Source organism: Anoxybacillus gonensis (assembly GCF_001187595.1).
GTDB classification, from domain to species: domain Bacteria; phylum Bacillota; class Bacilli; order Bacillales; family Anoxybacillaceae; genus Anoxybacillus; species Anoxybacillus gonensis.
In genome coordinates, this window is record NZ_CP012152.1 from 1,815,980 (window position 1) to 1,834,844 (window position 18,865).

22 protein-coding genes and 1 other annotated feature are annotated in these 18,865 nt (G+C 38.8%); of the genes, 3 read left to right on the forward strand and 19 right to left on the reverse strand.

Annotated elements, in window-relative coordinates:
* Position 1 precedes the first annotated feature (1 nt).
* The 14 genes from modA to AFK25_RS09605 all read right to left on the reverse strand — a co-directional run bounded on the left by modA (position 2) and on the right by AFK25_RS09605 (position 12,010).
* Positions 2–763 carry a molybdate ABC transporter substrate-binding protein gene (modA, locus tag AFK25_RS09545; RefSeq protein ID WP_035066873.1) on the reverse strand — a complete coding sequence of 254 codons (762 nt, stop codon included), beginning with the start codon at positions 761–763 and terminating at the stop codon, positions 2–4.
* 61 nt (positions 764–824) lie between these two features.
* Positions 825–2,156: a NarK family nitrate/nitrite MFS transporter gene (locus tag AFK25_RS09550; RefSeq protein ID WP_035066870.1), complete on the reverse strand. Its 1,332-nt coding sequence runs from the start codon at positions 2,154–2,156 to the stop codon at positions 825–827.
* Positions 2,157–2,291: 135 nt separating this feature from the next.
* Positions 2,292–3,464: a nitrate/nitrite transporter gene (locus AFK25_RS09555; protein ID WP_035066867.1), complete on the reverse strand. Its 1,173-nt coding sequence runs from the start codon at positions 3,462–3,464 to the stop codon at positions 2,292–2,294.
* Between the two features lie 187 nt (positions 3,465–3,651).
* Entirely contained in the window at positions 3,652–5,076 is a 1,425-nt protein-coding gene (locus AFK25_RS09560) for an ammonia-forming cytochrome c nitrite reductase subunit c552 (protein WP_019418674.1), read from the reverse strand.
* A 1-nt stretch (position 5,077) separates the two neighbouring features.
* Entirely contained in the window at positions 5,078–5,593 is a 516-nt protein-coding gene (locus AFK25_RS09565; RefSeq protein ID WP_019418675.1) for a NapC/NirT family cytochrome c, read from the reverse strand.
* Between the two features lie 60 nt (positions 5,594–5,653).
* Positions 5,654–6,148 carry a TlpA family protein disulfide reductase gene (locus AFK25_RS09570; RefSeq protein ID WP_019418676.1) on the reverse strand — a complete coding sequence of 165 codons (495 nt, stop codon included), beginning with the start codon at positions 6,146–6,148 and terminating at the stop codon, positions 5,654–5,656.
* Entirely contained in the window at positions 6,145–6,297 is a 153-nt protein-coding gene (locus AFK25_RS14840; protein WP_006318123.1) for a CcmD family protein, read from the reverse strand. The genes AFK25_RS09570 and AFK25_RS14840 overlap by 4 nt, the downstream gene beginning before the upstream one ends.
* Positions 6,298–6,309: 12 nt before the next feature.
* Positions 6,310–7,005 carry a cytochrome c biogenesis protein gene (locus AFK25_RS09575; protein ID WP_035066865.1) on the reverse strand — a complete coding sequence of 232 codons (696 nt, stop codon included), beginning with the start codon at positions 7,003–7,005 and terminating at the stop codon, positions 6,310–6,312.
* A 4-nt stretch (positions 7,006–7,009) separates the two neighbouring features.
* Complete coding sequence (locus AFK25_RS09580) at positions 7,010–7,672, reverse strand: heme exporter protein CcmB (RefSeq protein WP_035066862.1); 663 nt, start codon at positions 7,670–7,672, stop codon at positions 7,010–7,012.
* Positions 7,669–8,364, reverse strand: a complete 696-nt coding sequence (gene ccmA, locus AFK25_RS09585) for a heme ABC exporter ATP-binding protein CcmA (RefSeq protein WP_035066860.1) — start codon at positions 8,362–8,364, stop codon at positions 7,669–7,671. The genes AFK25_RS09580 and ccmA overlap by 4 nt, the downstream gene beginning before the upstream one ends.
* A 92-nt stretch (positions 8,365–8,456) precedes the next feature.
* On the reverse strand, positions 8,457–8,831 hold the full coding sequence (locus tag AFK25_RS09590; RefSeq protein WP_035066858.1) for a cytochrome c-type biogenesis protein CcmH: 375 nt from the start codon (positions 8,829–8,831) through the stop codon (positions 8,457–8,459).
* Positions 8,828–10,777: a heme lyase CcmF/NrfE family subunit gene (locus AFK25_RS09595; protein WP_035066856.1), complete on the reverse strand. Its 1,950-nt coding sequence runs from the start codon at positions 10,775–10,777 to the stop codon at positions 8,828–8,830. Before AFK25_RS09595 ends, AFK25_RS09590 begins: the two co-directional genes overlap by 4 nt.
* A gap of 11 nt (positions 10,778–10,788) precedes the next feature.
* The gene (locus AFK25_RS09600; RefSeq protein WP_019418684.1) at positions 10,789–11,211 is read right to left on the reverse strand and encodes a cytochrome c maturation protein CcmE; all 423 of its coding nucleotides are present in this window, start codon (positions 11,209–11,211) and stop codon (positions 10,789–10,791) included.
* Positions 11,201–12,010 (reverse strand): hypothetical protein, encoded by an 810-nt coding sequence (locus tag AFK25_RS09605; protein ID WP_035066854.1) that lies wholly within the window; start codon positions 12,008–12,010, stop codon positions 11,201–11,203. Before AFK25_RS09605 ends, AFK25_RS09600 begins: the two co-directional genes overlap by 11 nt.
* A 329-nt stretch (positions 12,011–12,339) precedes the next feature.
* Between AFK25_RS09605 and AFK25_RS09610 the strand changes: the two genes are divergently transcribed.
* Positions 12,340–12,828 carry a DUF6803 family protein gene (locus tag AFK25_RS09610; RefSeq protein WP_035066852.1) on the forward strand — a complete coding sequence of 163 codons (489 nt, stop codon included), beginning with the start codon at positions 12,340–12,342 and terminating at the stop codon, positions 12,826–12,828.
* A gap of 10 nt (positions 12,829–12,838) precedes the next feature.
* On the opposite strand, the gene AFK25_RS09615 is transcribed toward AFK25_RS09610, so the two are convergent.
* A complete protein-coding gene (locus AFK25_RS09615) occupies positions 12,839–13,954 on the reverse strand; it encodes a TIGR04053 family radical SAM/SPASM domain-containing protein (RefSeq protein ID WP_035066850.1) in 1,116 nt (371 codons plus the stop codon).
* A gap of 187 nt (positions 13,955–14,141) precedes the next feature.
* Between AFK25_RS09615 and AFK25_RS09620 the strand changes: the two genes are divergently transcribed.
* Positions 14,142–14,348 (forward strand): CDGSH iron-sulfur domain-containing protein, encoded by a 207-nt coding sequence (locus AFK25_RS09620; protein WP_009373835.1) that lies wholly within the window; start codon positions 14,142–14,144, stop codon positions 14,346–14,348.
* 9 nt (positions 14,349–14,357) lie between these two features.
* On the opposite strand, the gene AFK25_RS09625 is transcribed toward AFK25_RS09620, so the two are convergent.
* The 4 genes from AFK25_RS09625 to AFK25_RS09640 are packed head-to-tail and all read right to left on the reverse strand — an operon-like array spanning position 14,358 to position 17,591.
* Positions 14,358–15,524, reverse strand: a complete 1,167-nt coding sequence (locus tag AFK25_RS09625) for an endonuclease Q family protein (RefSeq protein ID WP_081957756.1) — start codon at positions 15,522–15,524, stop codon at positions 14,358–14,360.
* Between the two features lie 8 nt (positions 15,525–15,532).
* Positions 15,533–15,850, reverse strand: coding sequence for an iron-sulfur cluster biosynthesis family protein (locus AFK25_RS09630; RefSeq protein ID WP_009373837.1), 318 nt, complete (start codon positions 15,848–15,850; stop codon positions 15,533–15,535).
* 11 nt (positions 15,851–15,861) lie between these two features.
* Positions 15,862–16,647 (reverse strand): SDR family NAD(P)-dependent oxidoreductase, encoded by a 786-nt coding sequence (locus tag AFK25_RS09635; protein ID WP_035066848.1) that lies wholly within the window; start codon positions 16,645–16,647, stop codon positions 15,862–15,864.
* Positions 16,644–17,591, reverse strand: a complete 948-nt coding sequence (locus AFK25_RS09640; RefSeq protein WP_009373839.1) for an MBL fold metallo-hydrolase — start codon at positions 17,589–17,591, stop codon at positions 16,644–16,646. Before AFK25_RS09640 ends, AFK25_RS09635 begins: the two co-directional genes overlap by 4 nt.
* Before the next feature lie 181 nt (positions 17,592–17,772).
* Positions 17,773–17,985 (forward strand) — a binding site (T-box leader).
* 43 nt (positions 17,986–18,028) lie between these two features.
* Here AFK25_RS09640 and proI point away from each other — a divergent pair.
* A complete protein-coding gene (proI, locus tag AFK25_RS09645; protein ID WP_006318101.1) occupies positions 18,029–18,850 on the forward strand; it encodes a pyrroline-5-carboxylate reductase ProI in 822 nt (273 codons plus the stop codon).
* The last annotated feature ends 15 nt before the right edge of the window (positions 18,851–18,865 follow it).

Consider the following 18,865-nt stretch of genomic DNA (forward strand, 5'->3'; position numbering starts at 1 on the left):
ATTATTCCTCCTTAGGAATGATAAAACCGTATTTTTTCATGATGCTCGTGCCAGTCGGCCCTTTTAAAAATGCGAGAAATTCGCGCGCTTCTTTTTCATGTTTCGTTTGCTTAGTGATAACGATCGCTTGTCGAATCGGTTCGTGCATATGTTCATCAATAAGGTAGAATGGAAGATGATGATCCTTCATTAGTGCAAGCGCGACAATCGCTACTTCAACATTTCCCGATTCCACATAAGCAAGTGTATCAGCAATATTTTTTCCGTAAACAAGCTTCGGTTCTACTTGTTCCCAAACGCCAGCTTTCATTAATGCTTGTTTTGCTGATAACCCATACGGTGCATGATCCGGATTGGCAATTGCCACTTTTTTCACTTCTTTCTTTAATAAATCTTGTAATGACGATACAGCTACTCCATTTTTGACAGCCATGCCAACGCGACCGAAGGCGTATACGTTTTTTGTTTGTTCAAGCGCGACATGGTCACGAACAAGTTCATCGACATATTCTACATTCGCCGAAGCAAACATGTCAAAGGGAGCCCCTTGTTTAATTTGTTCTGCTAGCTGACCACTCGAACCGAAAATGAACGTAACGTCTATCCCTGTTTCATTTTTAAACTGCTCTCCAACTTCTTTAAATGCATGAGTTAAATCTGCTGCTGCGGCAACTTTAATAGATGGTGCCGCATTTGGTTGAGCGATGTGAGGATTACATGCCACTAATGACAAAATCATAATAAAAAAACATATTTTTTTCACTTTCGTCCCCCCACATATCAATAAAAGGGAATATCTATTATAGATATCCCCTTCTATTCTTCTAACATTTCACTTCTGCATTTTTTCTAGCATAATAATACCAGTTTAATGCAAGCGATACAACATAAAATGCGATAAAGAAGTAAAATGCTGTAATTGGTGTCCCTGTATTTTGAGCCGCCCAACCGAATAGTTTCGGAATGAAGAATGAGCCATATGCGGCAAATGCTGCCGTAAAACCAAGAACAGGTGCCGCTTCTTTTGGTGGGAAGATGATTGGAATCATTTGGAATGTCGATCCTGATCCCATCCCTGCAGCAATAAATAAAATCAAGAAAGATACGATAAATCCGATAAAGTGTTTTTCCGTTGTAAAATACATGACTGCCGCAGCACCAAGACCCATGACAATTAAAATGTAGTTTGTGACGCGCGCGCCACCTAACTTATCGGACAACCATCCCCCAACCGGACGGAATGCTGCTGCTAAAAACGCTCCCAAGAAGGCAAGTGATACGTGTTCTGGGAATTGTGATTTTAATAAAAGTGGAAACGCTGCCGCATATCCGATAAATGAACCGAATGTCGCAACATATAACCATGTCATAATCCATGTATGTTTTCGTTTCACAATCACAAATTGTTCAGACACAGATTGTTTGGCGTTTGGCAAGTTATCCATACCGAAATACGCTAAAATCGTAAAGAACACAATGGGAATAACCCAAATAAATGCCGCATTTTGCAACCAAACTTTTGAGCCGTCTGCGAGTACTTGTGGTTCACCGCCGATCGCTCCAAATACACCAACAGTTACGATTAAAGGGGTGACAAATTGAACGACAGATACTCCCATGTTTCCAAGACCGCCATTAATACCAAGCGCTGTCCCTTTTTCTTTTTTCGGGAAGAAAAAGCTAATATTAGCTAATGCAGATGAAAAATTTCCACCACCAAGTCCACAGAGAGCTGCTAGTAATAACATAACCCAATACGGCGTATTCGGGTTTTGTACCGCTAATCCAACACCGACAGCTGGAATGAGTAACACCCCTGTCGAAAAAACGGTCCAATTTCGTCCACCAAATTTTCCGACTGCAAACGTGTAAACGAAGCGTAGTGTTGCTCCAACAAGTCCTGGAACAGCAGCTAACGTAAACAATTGGCTTTGTGTAAATTGAAAACCAATGTCGTTTAGCCTTGCTGCAACAATGGACCAAATTTGCCAAACGATAAATGCCAACATTAACGTTGGAACAGAGATCCAAAGATTTCGACGAGCATGTTTTTTCCCTTCTTTTTCCCAAAACACAGGATCTTCTGGGTTCCAATATGAACCGATGCGGCTTTTCCGTTCAACATGATCTGAAGCCGTTTTCAATGTTTGACTCATAATGATCGTCTCTCCTTTTTTGAAGTATGATTGTAAAAATAATTGCTGTACTTTTATCATAAAGAAAGAGTGTCAATAAGAATGTGATACGTATCACATATTTTCAAACGTTCATACAATGTTAAAAAATAATGTTTAAGCGATTGTTTTTCGCAATCGTCTCATGATAAGCATTGCAACAAACATAGTTGCTGCTACCCACCAAAAGCCATATGAATACGAATTCGTCCATTGTTTAAACATACCTAAAATATTCGGTAAAAAGAAGCCTCCTAAACCGCCAGCAGCTCCAACGAAACCTGTTAATAGTCCAACCTCTTTAGGAAATATAGTTGGAATAACTTGAAATAGTGCACCATTTGCTGTACCGAAAAAAATAAGTGTAATAAATAAAAGAGTTAACGCAACATAAACAGGCGGGAGCGTACCAACAACGGATAACGTCACAGTAGCGCCTGTAAATAACCAAACGAGCAATTTCATTCCACCATATTTATCAGCTAAATAGCCACCAATTGGCCGAACAAAGCTTCCCGCAAATACGACAAGCGTCACAAAATCCCCTGCCGTCACTTTATCTACTCCGTATTGATCGAAAAAGAATAGTGTTAAATAGCTCGTCATTCCGACAAATCCACCAAAAGATAAGCTATAAAAAAAGCTAAACAACCACGTTTCCTTCATTTTCATCACGCGCGTATATTCCGATATTTTTGCTGGTTTTACCGCAGTCGGGCATTCTTTTGCGAAGATGATAAATACAATAAAAGCAACAAAGAGAGGAATGAGCGCTAATCCAAATACACTGTTCCAGCCATATGCTTCCGCAATGCGCGGGCCAAACAACATTGCTAAAACCGTTCCGCTATTTCCCGCACCTGCAATTCCCATCGCCAAACCTTGATGTTCTTTCGGATACCAACGGCTTGCTAAAGGAAGAGCGACGGCAAAACTAGCCCCTGCTACTCCTAATAACAATCCAAGCGCATAAATTTGTGTCAATGTATCAGCAAACAACCAACCCCATAACAGAGGAATGGATGTCAAAACCATTCCGATCATTCCCATTTTCTTACCACCGAATCGGTCTGCTAATAGTCCCATTGGAATACGAAGCAACGCTCCTCCTAATACAGGGATTCCTACCATCATTCCTTTTTGTGCAGGTGTCAATCCTAAGTCTTCCACAATAAATGTCCCTGTTGCTCCAAGAATTACCCAGATCATAAAACTAATATCAAAGTACAAAAAAGATGAAAGAAGTGTTGGTAAATGCCCCACTCGGAGAAACTGTTTGAATCGCTCCATTTCGATTTCCCCCTTCGTTTTATCATTTGACAATTTTATCGTAAAAAAATTTATCAATTGCTACTGTTATATTGTTCACAATTTTTGTTATGTTCACAAAACTTTCATACGTTCTTTCTTTTCACTTGCAACATGATGTAAATCACAATAAGATGAAAAAGAGGGGATGCCGGGTCCCCTCTTTACCTTACTTTTTTGCTGGAGGAGGCGGAGTTTGACCTGGAAAACTGTCTGTAATGGCATGATCTTTTTTCTTAAATGGATCCGCTTCATTATAGACAGCTTCCATCCGCTCCTCAATTTCTTTTTTCAGCTTATCTACGTCAATTCCTTTTTTCATTAACTCTTCTGTCGCAATTAAAATGGCTTGATTAGATTCATCAATGGACTTGCTCAACGTCGCCATCGTTCCTTGTGGATTATGGAATCCTGTTGAGTTTTCTGCAGCGACGATATCCCAATACCATTGACCTTTTCTTATATGTTCTTGGGCTGCTTTAATTTTTGATTCGTCTACTTTTGCTGTAATCATTTTATTCACATAATAATGCGCAAACACTGATACTTCTTCCGCTTTATGAAGCATTTCCATATGCGTCGTTTGAATTTCTTCCACACGCGTTTTTATCCATTCTTTTGACTTATCTGCATGACATGTTAAACAAGATTGTTCAATCGTTTTTAATGGCGATGTCCAGTAATGGGACGTAATTTTCTTTTTGCCGTCTACCCGTTCATACGGCATATGGCAATCTGCACAAGACACCCCTGCTTTTCCGTGAGGTCCTTCAATCCATGTCTCAAACTCTGGATGTTGTGCTTTTAACATCGGTGTTCCTGACACGTTATGAATCCAGTCTTTTTCAAATCCTTGCTGTTTACCAATCTCCTCATAATACGCATACATTTCTTCAGGTTTAAATCCTTTTGCCCATGGGAATGTTACTTTTGATTTCGATGGCTCAAAATAGTACTCTACATGGCATTGCGCACATACATATGAGCGCATTTCGTTTTTCGTTGCTTTCGTGACATCGACACCACGAGTTTTCATTGCTTCAATAAAACTTGGACGTGTAATTCGTAAATCCATCGTTTGTGGGTCGTGGCAATCGGAACAACCAATTGGGGAATGTCCCATGGCCTCTGCCTTCGGCCAAATGACTTGATTAAAGTTTGCCCCCCAATAATTATCGCCCATTTCTTCAATTAATTTTGGTACAGCTGTACTTTTACAAGTTAAGCACGATCCGACTGATTTGTCGGTAATCCGTTTAATATTGCGTACATCTTCTGTTGCATACACATGTCCACGATCTTCGTTGTATTCTGTCGCAAAACCATATCCATTAAATAAAATTGGTAAATACGGCTCTTTATCATGTTCAAACTTGCTACGTTTGACAGATCCCCCATATTTCGTATCTTCTTCCTTCTTATTTTTCATATAACTTTCATAATGCAACGGAAACAAATCTTTAAATGCTTCGTTGCGATATTCATCTTTCGCAAGTCCTGTGCTTTTGCTTTGTTTGGCCGCTTCCTCTGTTTGACTACAACCAACAAGGATAAGAAGAAGCGACCCAAGAAGCATGAAAGCCCGTTTCATCACCTTAAAACCCTCCTTTTCTATTTAATAATGTTCCCGAAGGCAATTGTTCATCAAATTCTTTTGTTTTAAATGTCGCCTTTCCATGTGGGACATCGCGATGACAGCTAAAACAGTTTTCTTTTGCGTCATGCGAGACGTTTTGAATCGTTGCTTCGTGACAACTTATACAGTTTTTATTAATGACATCTTTTGAAGCTGTTGTTGCATGAAGCACTTTCGGTATTTTTTTAGAACCTAGCGTGTTAAAGTAAACGTGCGTCATACCCGCTTTTGCCTTAAAAACAAGCTTATTTACTACGTTATCGTGTGGCAAATGACAGTCGTTACATGCTATATTTGCGTGCGTCGATGCTGCAAACGAATCGTGTGCCTCGTTCATGATGTGACAGTTGCTACAAAATTGAGCTGAATCTGTATAACTCAATGTTTCTGCAGCCGCCACTGTGCCAACAATTCCAACAAATAGGAAGACGATAACGAGCACCTTTTTATCAAGACTGAACAGCTTCTTCCACATACTTTCACCTCCTTTCTTACGTACATGATCTATGACAACGCTCCGAAAGAAGCGTTGTTATCATTGTATTGCTTCAACTTTTTCAATGAGTGTTTCTTTTGTGACCGGACCGACGATCTTTTCACGAATGACACCATGGCGATCAAGAATGACCGTTTCCGGTTGACCAACAATTTGGAATCGCTTTGAAATCTTTTCATCCACATCGAGTAAAAAAGGCAGAGACGTTTGATGCTTATGAACAAACTGTTGTACCCAACTTTTCGGTTCACCTTTTGAAATAATAAATATGTTCGCTTGTTTATACTGTTTATAAAAAGCTTCTAATTCAGGAAGCTCCTCTTCACACGGTTCGCACCATGTAGCGAAAAAGTTTAACACCGTTACTTTTCCCCTCGTTTCTTCCACTTTCCATATTTGACCGTCTAACGTTGGTAATTGAACTTCTTCAACAATATCGCCAACATGAAGCTTTTCTTGTTTTTTATTGACAACGAGCACAGCAATCATAACTATTATCATAAATGTCGCAAACCACCATACGTTTTTTTTCATTTCACCATCTTCCTATTCTGTTTTTCTTGCAAACAATGTTCAATAAATTGTAACTGTTCGTTCAGTTTGTTTTCACGACGAAAAAGAAAGAACAAGTATGAAAAAATGATAAACCATGCCGCTGCGTAAGCACTAAATAAATAAATCATTTGATAACCCCCTTATGAAAAGTGTGTATACACTTGTTCCATATACATTTTTACTTTTTCTTTCATTCGTGCAATGCGAACACCTTTTCTAACGAGAACAGCATAAAGAAGCGTCATCGCCACCACACAAACAATTAATGTGAACAACATTTCCGGTTCTATCCCTCCGCCCTTTTGATTTTTTCCATCTCCAAAAACAACAGGATGCAAGCGAGAGTTCCACCAACGAATAGCCATAAACACAATCGGAACGTTAACGAACGCCACGAGACCGAATGCTGAAGAAAAACGAGCAACTTTATGTCGTTCCCCATCGGATTGACGCAACAGTAAATAACCGATATACATAAAGAACAAAATCAACGTTGTCGTTAACCGCGGTTCCCACGTCCACCATGTATTCCATGCACTACGCGCCCAAATGGGCCCCGTCGTTAATACAATGGCTGTGAACACGACACCAATTTCTGCTGACACTCCCGCTACGTGATAAGCTAACTCATTCGATTTCCAAATGACGAACAAGCTACAAATAAACACGACGAAAAACGCTAAAAAACTTACCCATGCTGATGATACGTGAATGTAAAAAATTTTTTGTACAACCCCCATTTTCACTTCGATCGGTGACCAAATAAACACCATGTATAATGCGATGAGCATACAAACTGTCGCACACGCAAGCAAAATGGCATCAAGTTTCTTCATCTCCTCACTCTCCTAATACAAAATCAACTAACCAATAGCAAACGGTAAAAAAGATGCAATCATACGCAATCATCATCTTTAGCCAACTGAACGTATCATAAATTTGATTTTCAGCAAGAAACAATATTTTTGTAGACTGCGCTCCTGCAATAAGCAACGGACTGATCATCGGTAAAAGCAAAATATAAAACAATACTTTGTTTGATATACATGCTAAAAATGTACCGACAATCGAAAAGCCAAATAAACCAACGATCATGACAACGAAGAAAAGGGAAAGATGATGATAATAACGAAAATCAAATAATATAAATAAAAGTGGAACAACGATGACATTCGTGCAAAAAAGAATAATAAAATTTGCGATTGTTTTCCCCATGTAAATTGCATTTTTTTCAATTGGCGCAACGAGCAACCCTGTAAAACAATCATTATATAACTCATAGGACATAGAACGTTCAAAACACATCATACCTGTGAAAATGGTCACAATCCAAATAAAACCGGGCGTAATTTGCTTCAATAAATCTTGTGTAATCGTAAAGGAAAAACTATACGTTGTAATCATTAATAGCGCAAAAACGAGAATGAACATGACGTTTTGCTTCTCTTTATACTCGTAGTAAAGCTCTTTTTTCGTAATCGTCCATATTTGTTTTATGTTCATGGTTCATCCACCAATGTTTTGTAAATTTCTCTTATATGTTCCGCTTTTGTTTGCACACTTTCAGTAGCTATTGTTCCTTTGTATAGAAAAACGACTTTATTGCTTATTTTTTCAATATGACTAAAGTCATGTGTCACCATCATAATCGTTGATTGTTTCTCTCTTTCTTGTTTCAACAAGTGGAAAAGCAATTGCACTCCATCTTGATCTAACCCCGTAAACGGTTCGTCGAGAAGCAAAATGCTCGGTTCATGTAATAACGCACGCGCTAAAGATAACCGCTGTTTCATTCCTTTTGAAAATGTACGTACAGGGATATCCTTAAACACATATAAATCGACAATTTTTAGCCATCTTTTAATCGTTTCTTCACGATTTTTTACTCCGTACAACTCACTGTAAAATCGTAAATTTTCTATTGGAGTGAAATTTTCATATAGAAAATGATGATGTGAAATCCAACCAACCTGACTTTTATATTGTGCTAACTGTTTGTATACGTCTCGACCGTTCCAATACACATTTCCTTCATCAACCTTATGAATACATGCAAAAACTTTGAGAAGCGTTGTTTTTCCAGCACCATTCGGTCCAACAATGGAGAAACAATCCCCTGGTTTTACTTCCATGTTAATGTGTCGTAGTATCGGGCGCATACCAAGATTTTTTTGAACGTTTTGTAAAACAATCATTCGCTCTCCCTCTTTTTAAAAAACGGGCTAACGATAAAATAGGAACATCCTGTAACAACGGAAATACTTATAACGATATACATATATTCCATTTAATTCCCCTCTTTCCGACGAACCGTTCGATAAATGACAAACGCCCCGAACATGAAGATGGCTATAGGTACAACCCAAGCAGTTAAGCTAAATCCACGTTTTTGCGGAACGACAAGCGCTTGTTCTCCCAGTTGTTCAACATAATAATTTAAAATTTCATCTTCACTTTTTCCTTTATTCAACATATCAAGAACTTCTTTGTAATACTGTTGCTTTACTGTGCACGTAGCGAGATCGTGTTCTTTATGCCCTTGCATAGCCAATTGATTCACAATACGTTGAAATAACTTAGAATTGTAATCATACGTTTGCGCAAAGACGCTAACCGGCAAAATACATACTAAAAAGAAACTGAACCAAAGCTTTTTTATCATTTTCTCCCCCCTTTCATCGGATGCGTCATCGCAATCACGGCTCCAATCATCATGATTACTCCCCCGATCCAAATCCATGAAACGAGCGGGTTTATTTTGATTAAAAATGTTGCACTTCGGTCGCTTTCCCACGAACTTAATACAATATATAAATCTTCAAATACGTTCGACTGTAAAGCAACTTCACTTGAAGGTTCCTTCCAATGATGATAAAACCATTTTTCTACCTCTAACACATTCGTCTTCTCATTATCCTCATGTACTTTTAGCGTTGCATACACAACATCTTTATCTTTTTCATATCGTTCATCTAATGACTTATACAACAATTTATAGTCTCCAATTTTCACACTTTCCCCAAGCGACAGCGTTTTCATCATTTCTTCGCTATATGCCTGTGAACCAATAACACCAAAAGCAATGAAAGCAATACCGATATGAACGATGTATCCTCCATACTTGCGGCCGTTATACTTTAATAAATGAGCAAGTACATGAATAATCGATTGTTGCGTTCCTTTTTTCTTTTTCCATACATCTCTAAATAATTCTATGATGTGTACAACAATCATGAACGTAACGATGAAACATGCCAAAATGACGTATAAATCCTTTTTTCCCATGACATATAACGCTACAGCTATACATCCGCTCACAATTGCAGGCATGCTTAAGCGCCGCAACATAACTGGAATAGATGCTGATTTCCACGGAACAATAGGACAAATAGCCATCAATAAGATAAGAGCTAGAAAAATAGGTGCTGTCACTTCATTAAAATATGGAGCACCAACATTCACTTTTCTTCCCATTATCGTTTCCGATACAAGCGGAAAGATTGTTCCCCAAAAAATCGCTATCATTCCGCCGATGAAAATTAAATTCGCAACTAAAAAGCTCATTTCTTTTGAAAAAATATGTTCGATCACTACTTTGTTTTGTTTCCATACATGTGCGCGATCAGCAACGACATACATCGTAACGATAAACATAACGATAATAAATACAAGGAAATATGTTCCTAACGTTGAATTTGAAAAAGCATGAACAGATGTTAACACGCCGCTTCGCACAATAAATGTTCCAAACAGTGAAAGAAAGTACGATACAATAACGAGTGCTACGTTCCATCCTTTCAACATTTGTTTTTTCTCTTGCATCATGAGTGAATGTAACAATGCCGTTGTCGTTAACCATGGCATAAACGAAGCATTCTCAACAGGATCCCAAGCCCAATATCCACCCCATCCTAATTCGACATAAGCCCACCATGCACCGACTAGATTCCCAATCGTTAAACTAACCCATGCAATGAGCGTCCATTTTCTTATAAGAGGAACCCATATTGCACTCCAATCCTTTTGAAAAAGAACTCCAATTGTATAAGCAAATGGGACCGCTAAAGTAACATAACCGACATATGTGGAAACAGGGTGAATGATCATTCCCGGATGTAACAACATCGGATTCAGACCATTTCCATCTAACGGAATCGTTTTTGTCATTTTAAACGGATTTTCGTTTATTGATAAAACGAGAAAGAAAAATACAAGATTCATGAGTAAAACGAGAAGCGCATACGGCGTTAAAGCATGTGCCTGCGTACGTTTCGAATATGCGATAATGAAAGCAAATAAACTAAGCAAAAATGCCCATAGAAGAAGAGATCCTGCATTCCCTGCCCAAAGCGCGCAAAAACGGTAAAACCACGCTAATGATGAATTCGTATATGCGGCGACATATTTATACTCAAAATGGTTGGTTACTAGTAAATAAACAAGTAAACAAATCCCGATAGTCGCTGTAACAAAAACAGCAAAAACAGCGCCTTTACCGCTCTCCACATACGTTTCTTTTTTCTTCTTTATCCCATATCCATACGCCCAAAGGCCATATAGTGAAAAAATAAAGCTAGCGATCATTGTTGTGTATCCCAATATATACATAAAGCACCGCCTCAATCTAAAAGTTTTTTATGCATTTCTTTATCGTAATTTTTCATATCCTCCCCTTCATATTTTGATGGGCATTTCGTCTGAACTTTTTCAGCGTAAAATATGTTATTACGCCATTTTCCTTCGATAATGACGATGACTCCATCAGAAAAATTATCAGGTTTCGCCCCCGTGTAACGCACTTGGATCGTTTCTTTTTCATCATATAACTCAAACGATAATTGCGTACGTTTCGCATCCCATTGTACAGAAGATTGTTTGAGCATTCCTTGTGTTAACACATATTCATTTTCATATTGTTCTCTTTTTGTTAAATCTTTCAATTTCACTTCTACAACGCTTGCAGAAGGCATAGATGTAAATAACAACATACCAATGGCCAAAACGATGAAGCATATCCCAATGGCAATTTTTTTATTTCCCATTTTTCATCCTCCTTTTGTAAAGCGTAAAAATCATCGTTGTAATTGAAAATAAACTTCCGCCAACGACAGCACTAGCTACTAACATAGGTGGTAATGTTTTATTCTTTTGTTCTTTTTGATTTCCGTGATATTCATTAAGTAATTCGTACGTGGGACGCATATCTTCTCGAGAATATGTAATATCGAACGTTTTTACATCTCCTTGCTGGAGTTTTGTCAATTCATATAAATACATTCCCATTCCATAACTGTTTTCTTCATAATATTGTGGCGAAGGGGTCATTTTGAAACCATCCGCTTTCAATGGTTGGTAAAAAATGATTTTCATATGTTCAATAGGTAACAAATGATGGTATGTGTAAGTGATCATCCGTTTCTTTTTTTCTAGCTTTATATTTTTTGTGTAGTATTCAATGACAACATCGTAACGCTCATTTGATTGAATTTCTTTATTTACTTCAAAAGAAATATACCCTTTTTCTAGATCAAGTACATAATCTATTTCTTCTGGCTCATCGTTTACATACTGAGCAACATACCCAATTCGGAACCCTTTTTCTTTTGTTGGAAGTGGGATGACGATTGCTCCTTTTTGTTTTTGTTTACTTACATTTCGAAACGAAAGATGCATTCCGACTAACATAGACGGCTTATTAGTTTGATCATTTGGATGATTTGCATACTCCGGCATCACTTGTATCAACACATTTTCTAGTGCAAAAACATTTTCTTGTGCAGCCACTGAATAAATAAAACATATGTAAAATAAACAGGTAAAGATATATACATACTTTCTCATCGTTGTCCCCTCGTTTCTTTGAGCGATCTTCTACATTTAGTATAGAAAAATATTTGGGATTTTTGAGTATACATGATAATATTTTCACAATTTGTTCAATATCACATTTCATGAAAAATACAACATGAAATGTGATAAAGTTCATATTTTCCTCACTTTATTCGCGCTATAATTTTTTGTTAGAGCACAATCATAATGATCATTAATTCACAAACCATTTTTTAAAAATATAGAATTAGTCACAATTTTTTCTTCGTTTCTGCAAAAAAAATGCACAATTTATTGTTATATACAATGTGAAACAAAAAAAAATAAAGGAGGAAGCATACATGAGCATGACGCACTATATGGAGCTATTGGCCGTTAATCAACCATGGAATTTAATTTTATTCATGGCAATTCCCGTGATACTCGCTGAAACTGTTGCCATTACTGAATTAGCCATTCTTTTTACAAGACGTTTTGATGGAAACATTCGAAAAGTAAATAAAATATGTAGCATTATAGGTGGGATTTATTTTTTGTTTGTCTTCATTTATTTGTTCATCACAGCTGTCATTCCACTCACAATGAATGGGGAATGGAGAGGATGGATTGATGTTATTGCTGTAACATTTTACTTATTAGGAGTTATCCCTCTCTTTGGATTAACTTTATTAGATTTACATGTTATTGGACGAAATTGGAGCGAAGAACAAAAATTAAAAGTGCATGCTATATTCGTTGGTATTTTTTTAATTGTCGCTCATATCGCCATGATTTTTGGTATGTTAGATCCATCCCTCGGAAATGGGCAAGGACATCATATGAACATGTAAAAAAGGCCGGCTATTCGCCGACCTTTTCTTTTTGACGCCATGCTTTTGGGATGTAGATGCAGTACGGTTCGCTTGCTAAGTAGTCGCCTGTAACGGCATATGCTCTTGAACGCGACCCACCACAAACGTAACGAAATTCACATACGCCACATTTCCCTTTATATCCGTCTGGATTTCTTAACTGTTTGAAAATTGGAGAATGGCGATAAATATGAGATAACGGTTGTTCACGTACATTCCCTGCTTTTACAGGCAATAGTCCACTTGGATATACGTCACCAATATGCGAAATAAATACAAAACCGTTTCCATCGTTTACTCCTTTTGGAGCGCGCCCTAGTCCGTCTACTTGTCCAGTTAATCCTTTCATTAACACATCTTCATAACGAATGTCGCCATGAATTTGCTGTTCGCGCATTTTTTGTTGCAAAACAACGCGACGATAATGTTGTCCTGCTGTTGTTTTTATATCAAACGGTACACGTTTGCTCGTTTCGTAAAGCCAGCGAAACACTTTTTCATGCTCAACAGGCGAAATCATATCTGTCTCTTTTCCCCTGCCCGTCGGTACGAGAAAAAATACGCTCCAAAGCACGCAGCCGAGCTTTTCAACAAGTTGCACCATCTCGTCAAGCACATGAACGTTATAACGAGAGATGACTGTATTTATTTGGATTGGAATGTCGAGTTCGTGTAAATATTGAATCGCCTTCATCGTTAAATCAAATGAACCGGACGTCCCACGAAAGTGATCGTGAATATCCGCATTCGGACCATCTAAGCTAAATGCCCAACGAGCAAGGCCTACTTCTTTCGCTTTTCGGATAGCTTCTTTTGTCACGTTTGGGGTTGCACTTGGGGTCATTGATACACGAAGCCCTTTATCAATCGCATATTTAGCAATATCGTACACATCTGGACGCATAAGCGGATCTCCACCTGTAAACACGAGAAGAGGCTGATCCATCTCATAAATGTCATCAATCAATTGTTTTCCTTCTTCAAACGTTAATTCACGCGGATCGCGATGATACTGTGCTTCGGCTCGACAATGAAGACAATTGAGCTGACACGCCCTCGTTAACTCCCATATAACAATAAATGGATTTTGTTGAAAATCACGCATATTTCATCCCTCCGATTCGCTCACTACTTCTCATTGTACAAGAAGGAATGTTTATATCATGTGACATTGATCACAAAAAATCATATCCATTTATCTTGTCACTGTTCTGACAAATATTCACGTTCTTGCTTTTCTGATATAAAACAGATAGTATATACGATATAAGGTATACAAGGAGGTGGAATATATGGCGAAAGTGCAAATTAAAGTGATGGATAACGGTTCGTTTCGTGTAACCGGAGATGTTGAATTAATTGATATGGAAGGAAACAAGTTTGAAACGAAAGAAACATTTTCTCTCTGTCGTTGCGGGCTCTCACAAAATATGCCATTTTGTGATGCAGCTCATAAAGGAAAATTTCAATCCGTCGTTCGCGCTCCGAAAAACGAATAAGCCCGGCTTTTATTCCGGGCTTTTTACTTTGCCGTATTTTCCTCCTCCACCTTCATGAACTTGTAATGTCCCATTTCTAGCCGCGATAATCGTTTTGGCAATGTTTTGTCCCGCAACATAAGCTAACTCATCTTCAGATGCTTCATGCATAATATACATCTCTGTTCCTACTCGTTCGATCAGCTTTTTGTACGTTCTTTCTCCTATTCCTGGAATGAACGATAACGGTACTTGATGAATATACGGCGGACGCATCACAGCTGTATGAGAAGTTGTGCGCAATTGTTGTAGTCGTTCATATACACCAACAATTTGTTGACGATGACCGCACCGTTCACATTGTTCCCCACTCCATCGTGACAAACAGCGTGCACAAGTTGTACGATAATATTTACCAAGCTTCGGGTTTAATCCATAATTCGCCATTATTTTTCTTTCTTGTTCATGTCGTAACGCTTTTTTTAATTCCGCAAACGTTGCTTCTTTCATAGCAATCATTTGATATTCCCGCGCGATGTTTTTTAAAGAATGAGCATCCGAGTTAGATACATAACAATAACGATGAAGCTCTTCTATTTGATCTGCCATCGTTGTATCTGCGCTTAATCCTAATTCAACTGCATCAATAAGACTCGGATCAAATACTTCTGTTAAACTTTTTTTGACCCCTTTTCCATATACACTTTTAAATGGAGTAAACGCATGGGCTAAAATAAATAATCCGCCCCATTTTTTTACTTGTTCTTGCAGATGTTTTCCTGAAACATATATGCGTTGTGAACTAAGCGAACGATTTTTTACATAGCTTGCCATCCAATCAGAAAATTTGCGCATCGTATCAATCGTCGGGAAGAAAACTAATACATGAATCGGGCCTTGACAATGGTCATCATATATTTCTATTTCGCTTCCTAATAACATTGTTACACCATGCGTGATTATTCCTCCATCTTCATGCTCCATCCAACGATGTTTTTCGATATGTTGCTCGATTTCTTGTAATATTTCCGGCACATGTGCATCAACAATACCAATCATTTGCAGTCCTTTTGTATATGTCGCTTCCTGTACAATATTTGATAACGTTAATGATTTCGCCCCTGTTATTTTTACCGGCCGCTGTGAAGCCGTTCGACCAATATGGATGTGTAAATCAACAAAATAACGGTTCATCATGTTTCTTTTCAACGCTCCATAAGCGACATGCGCGCATTTAAAATTTGATTCGGGCTTTTTAATTGAAAACATCCTGCTCCATCGACAACATCAATCGTCATTTGTTCATCAAAAAAAATGAGCCGATGTTTTTCCATCCAAATAGGTATATCGTTTGTTTCAATCTCTACATCATGTTCGTCTAATTGATTGACAAGCAGTAACATCGGCACTCCATTTACAGCACATCCGCAATCATCTGTATCGTATGTCAGCTTGACGTGCTTGTTTCCACGAACACGGCGAATTTGTTCGATCGCTCGTTCCGTTATCGTAATTTTCACCATTTACACCTCGCTTACTTTTTTAAAAATGCCCGTTTTCCCATTTTTTCGATGACCGCTGGAAATAATTGATACAATCGACTTCCTATATGCATCCAAAACGGCAAATTCACTTCGCGCGTCGGAGTAAGCATCACATCAACGATACGTTTTGCGACAAATTCAGGGCGGAGCATCCATTGTTTCACGTTTTTCACATATTCTCCAGACGTATCAGCAACAGTAAAAAAGTTTGTTTCGATCGGTCCGGGGTTCACAGCAGTGACAAAAATGCCATACATGGACGCTTCCATTCGCAAGCTATTTGTAAATCCAAGGACAGCATGTTTTGTTGCGGCGTATACGCTCGATTTCGGCGTCGCAATTTTTCCTGCTTGAGATGCGACATTAATGATGTGACCGGATCGTTTCTTCATCATATGTGTGTACACTTTTTTTGTACACGCGATCAATCCGAGCACGTTGACATCAAACATTTGCTTCGCTTCCAACAAATCAATATGCTCGACATAGCGAAACACACCGAATCCGGCATTATTAACAAGAATATCGATATCGACAGACGCGAGTAATCGATCAAATACAACATCTACTTCCTCTTGGTTACTGACATCTAACTGTTCATATAAGCAAGACATGCCGTACGTTTGTTCAATATGTTGCGCGATTTGCGCCAACTTTTCTTTTGAGCGAGCGAGCAATATCGGTATTCCTCCACGCTTAGCTACTTCGTATGCAATTTGTTCGCCAATGCCGCTCGACGCTCCTGTAATAACGACGTATTTCCCTGCTAACTTCATGATCTCACCACTTCGTACATATATATTTGATCGTCTTTTTCTTTTTTCACTGCTCCGATCGCTTCTAAATAATCGAGTTGACCAATCGTTTCGGACATCGTCAATAAAAATTCACGTTCATATACGGACGGAAAAAGCGCACGGCATACGTCAAATGCCGTCATTGGCTTTTCACTTAACAATTGCCATACATATTGTGCACGCTCTTTTTGTTTTTCAAGTCGCTTTTCGACCAGTGATGCAACATCTGTCACATCTTCTCCATGTCCTGTAACAATTGTGGCAATGTCGTAATTCAGTAGTTTTTTTAATGAATCGTTATATTGCAAAAGTGGTTTTGGGCGCTCTTGTTTCCCGATCGCAGGCGGCTCTAACAATGGATTAGATGAAATGGTCGCTAACAAATGATCTCCTCCAATCATCAAGCCATCTGCTTCACGATATAATACAATATGACTTTGTGCATGACCTGGCGTTTCGATAACCGTCCAGCCTTCAATCATATCCCCTTCTTTTACTTCTTGGGTGAGCGAGCGCTCGCACGAAAAACGGAGAGAGCGTCGAAAGTTTCCAAGTTTCGCAAGCCCTTCTTCTCCAATTCCACATTCAATTAAAAATTGCTCAAAATATTGTTGATGCCACGCAAAAAAAGCAGCATCTTTCGCAATCCACGGTGCAGCTTTGCGATGGCCAATAACAGGAAGCGACGGCGGTAAATAATCGAGTAAACCGACGTGATCTGGATGGTGATGTGTAATGATGACTTGCTCAATATCTTCCGGTTCATAGCCGAGTTCGCGTAATTCACGAACGAAGACATGCCATGCTTCTTCCGTTTTTACTCCCGCATCAATAAGCGTTAAACGGTCTCCTTTGACAATATACATATTGACATCGCCAACGGCAAATGGCGTTGGGACGACAATGCGATGCAACTGTTCCATTTTTTCGGCTCCTTCATTATATCATCATAACTTTTCGTTTCGTCTGTTTATCAGTTTACACTTATTTTTTTCATTTGTCATTTATTTTTATTTATTTATTAAAAAATTCAGAAAATAAAAACGTATAACCTATTGACAACAAGCTTGTTTTTCATGCATAATTGCAAACAAATCATATATGTGTAAAGCGATGAATAGGGCCAGTACATGATAAACGGTAACAAGAGAGTGAAACCCATAGGCTGAAAGGTTTCATTACCCTCTTTATCATGGAACCTACCCTATGAGCAGTTAGGCAAACCTAACCGTCTTGCCGACGATATCGGCATAAGAGGTGGGCACATTGTGCCAACAAAGGTGGTACCGCGGAAATAAAGACCTTTCCGTCCTTTATCGGACGAAAGGTCTTTTTATTTTGAAGACGAGGAGGAGAAAAAATGACGATCACATTTCTCGGTGCAGGGTCGATGGCAGAAGCGCTCATTTCAGGAGTGACACAGACACTATATGAGCCGAAACAAATGATTGTAACGAATCGCTCTCGAATGGAGCGACTGACGTATATGCAACAAACATACGGGGTACGAATCGAAACGAATAAAGAACAAGCCGTCAAAGAAGCTGATATCGTTATTTTAGCGATGAAGCCAAAAGACGTTGCAGAAAGCTTAACGCCGATCGCACATGCTTTTCATGAACAACAACTTATTATTTCATTGCTTGCGGGAGTGACGACGGATACGATTGCATCGCTCATCGGAAAACAAATGCCTGTCATTCGTGCCATGCCAAATACATCAGCAGCTATTGGGCAATCTGCCACCGCGCTAGCACAAGGTGCCTATGCAACAGATAAACATGTCCACATGGCAAAAGAGCTATTTGAAACGGTCGGGATTGTGACGATTGTTGATGAAAAGCATTTGCACGCAGTAACAGGGCTATCGGGTAGTGGACCGGCGTACGTTTACTATTTAGTCGAAGCGATGGAAAAAGCAGCGGATGAAATTGGACTTGAGCGCGATATTGCAAAAGAGCTTATTTTACAAACGATTATCGGTGCTGCTCATATGTTAAAAGCAACAAACAAACATCCATCCGTTTTGCGCAAAGAAGTAACAAGTCCAGGCGGGACGACAGAAGCTGGCATTGGGGTACTTGAACGTTATCGCTACCAAGAAGCGATGATTGCATGCATTAAACGAGCAACTGAACGATCAAAAGAACTTGGCGAAGCATTGCTTTCTTCCGTTCAATAGTGCAAGTTGTTTTTC

Coding starts and splice junctions, on each gene's coding strand:
- AFK25_RS09550 (WP_035066870.1), bottom strand. CDS start 2,156: ATGAGTCAAACATTGAAAACGGCTTCAGATCATGTTGAACGGAAAAGC.
- AFK25_RS09555 (WP_035066867.1), bottom strand. CDS start 3,464: ATGGAGCGATTCAAACAGTTTCTCCGAGTGGGGCATTTACCAACACTT.
- AFK25_RS09565 (WP_019418675.1), bottom strand. CDS start 5,593: ATGTGGAAGAAGCTGTTCAGTCTTGATAAAAAGGTGCTCGTTATCGTC.
- AFK25_RS09570 (WP_019418676.1), bottom strand. CDS start 6,148: ATGAAAAAAAACGTATGGTGGTTTGCGACATTTATGATAATAGTTATG.
- AFK25_RS14840 (WP_006318123.1), bottom strand. CDS start 6,297: ATGATTTATTTATTTAGTGCTTACGCAGCGGCATGGTTTATCATTTTT.
- AFK25_RS09575 (WP_035066865.1), bottom strand. CDS start 7,005: ATGAAGAAACTTGATGCCATTTTGCTTGCGTGTGCGACAGTTTGTATG.
- AFK25_RS09580 (WP_035066862.1), bottom strand. CDS start 7,672: ATGAACATAAAACAAATATGGACGATTACGAAAAAAGAGCTTTACTAC.
- ccmA (WP_035066860.1), bottom strand. CDS start 8,364: ATGATTGTTTTACAAAACGTTCAAAAAAATCTTGGTATGCGCCCGATA.
- AFK25_RS09590 (WP_035066858.1), bottom strand. CDS start 8,831: ATGATAAAAAAGCTTTGGTTCAGTTTCTTTTTAGTATGTATTTTGCCG.
- AFK25_RS09595 (WP_035066856.1), bottom strand. CDS start 10,777: ATGTATATATTGGGATACACAACAATGATCGCTAGCTTTATTTTTTCA.
- AFK25_RS09600 (WP_019418684.1), bottom strand. CDS start 11,211: ATGGGAAATAAAAAAATTGCCATTGGGATATGCTTCATCGTTTTGGCC.
- AFK25_RS09605 (WP_035066854.1), bottom strand. CDS start 12,010: ATGAGAAAGTATGTATATATCTTTACCTGTTTATTTTACATATGTTTT.
- AFK25_RS09610 (WP_035066852.1), top strand. CDS start 12,340: ATGAGCATGACGCACTATATGGAGCTATTGGCCGTTAATCAACCATGG.
- AFK25_RS09615 (WP_035066850.1), bottom strand. CDS start 13,954: ATGCGTGATTTTCAACAAAATCCATTTATTGTTATATGGGAGTTAACG.
- AFK25_RS09620 (WP_009373835.1), top strand. CDS start 14,142: ATGGCGAAAGTGCAAATTAAAGTGATGGATAACGGTTCGTTTCGTGTA.
- AFK25_RS09625 (WP_081957756.1), bottom strand. CDS start 15,524: ATGATGAACCGTTATTTTGTTGATTTACACATCCATATTGGTCGAACG.
- AFK25_RS09630 (WP_009373837.1), bottom strand. CDS start 15,850: ATGGTGAAAATTACGATAACGGAACGAGCGATCGAACAAATTCGCCGT.
- AFK25_RS09635 (WP_035066848.1), bottom strand. CDS start 16,647: ATGAAGTTAGCAGGGAAATACGTCGTTATTACAGGAGCGTCGAGCGGC.
- AFK25_RS09640 (WP_009373839.1), bottom strand. CDS start 17,591: ATGGAACAGTTGCATCGCATTGTCGTCCCAACGCCATTTGCCGTTGGC.
- proI (WP_006318101.1), top strand. CDS start 18,029: ATGACGATCACATTTCTCGGTGCAGGGTCGATGGCAGAAGCGCTCATT.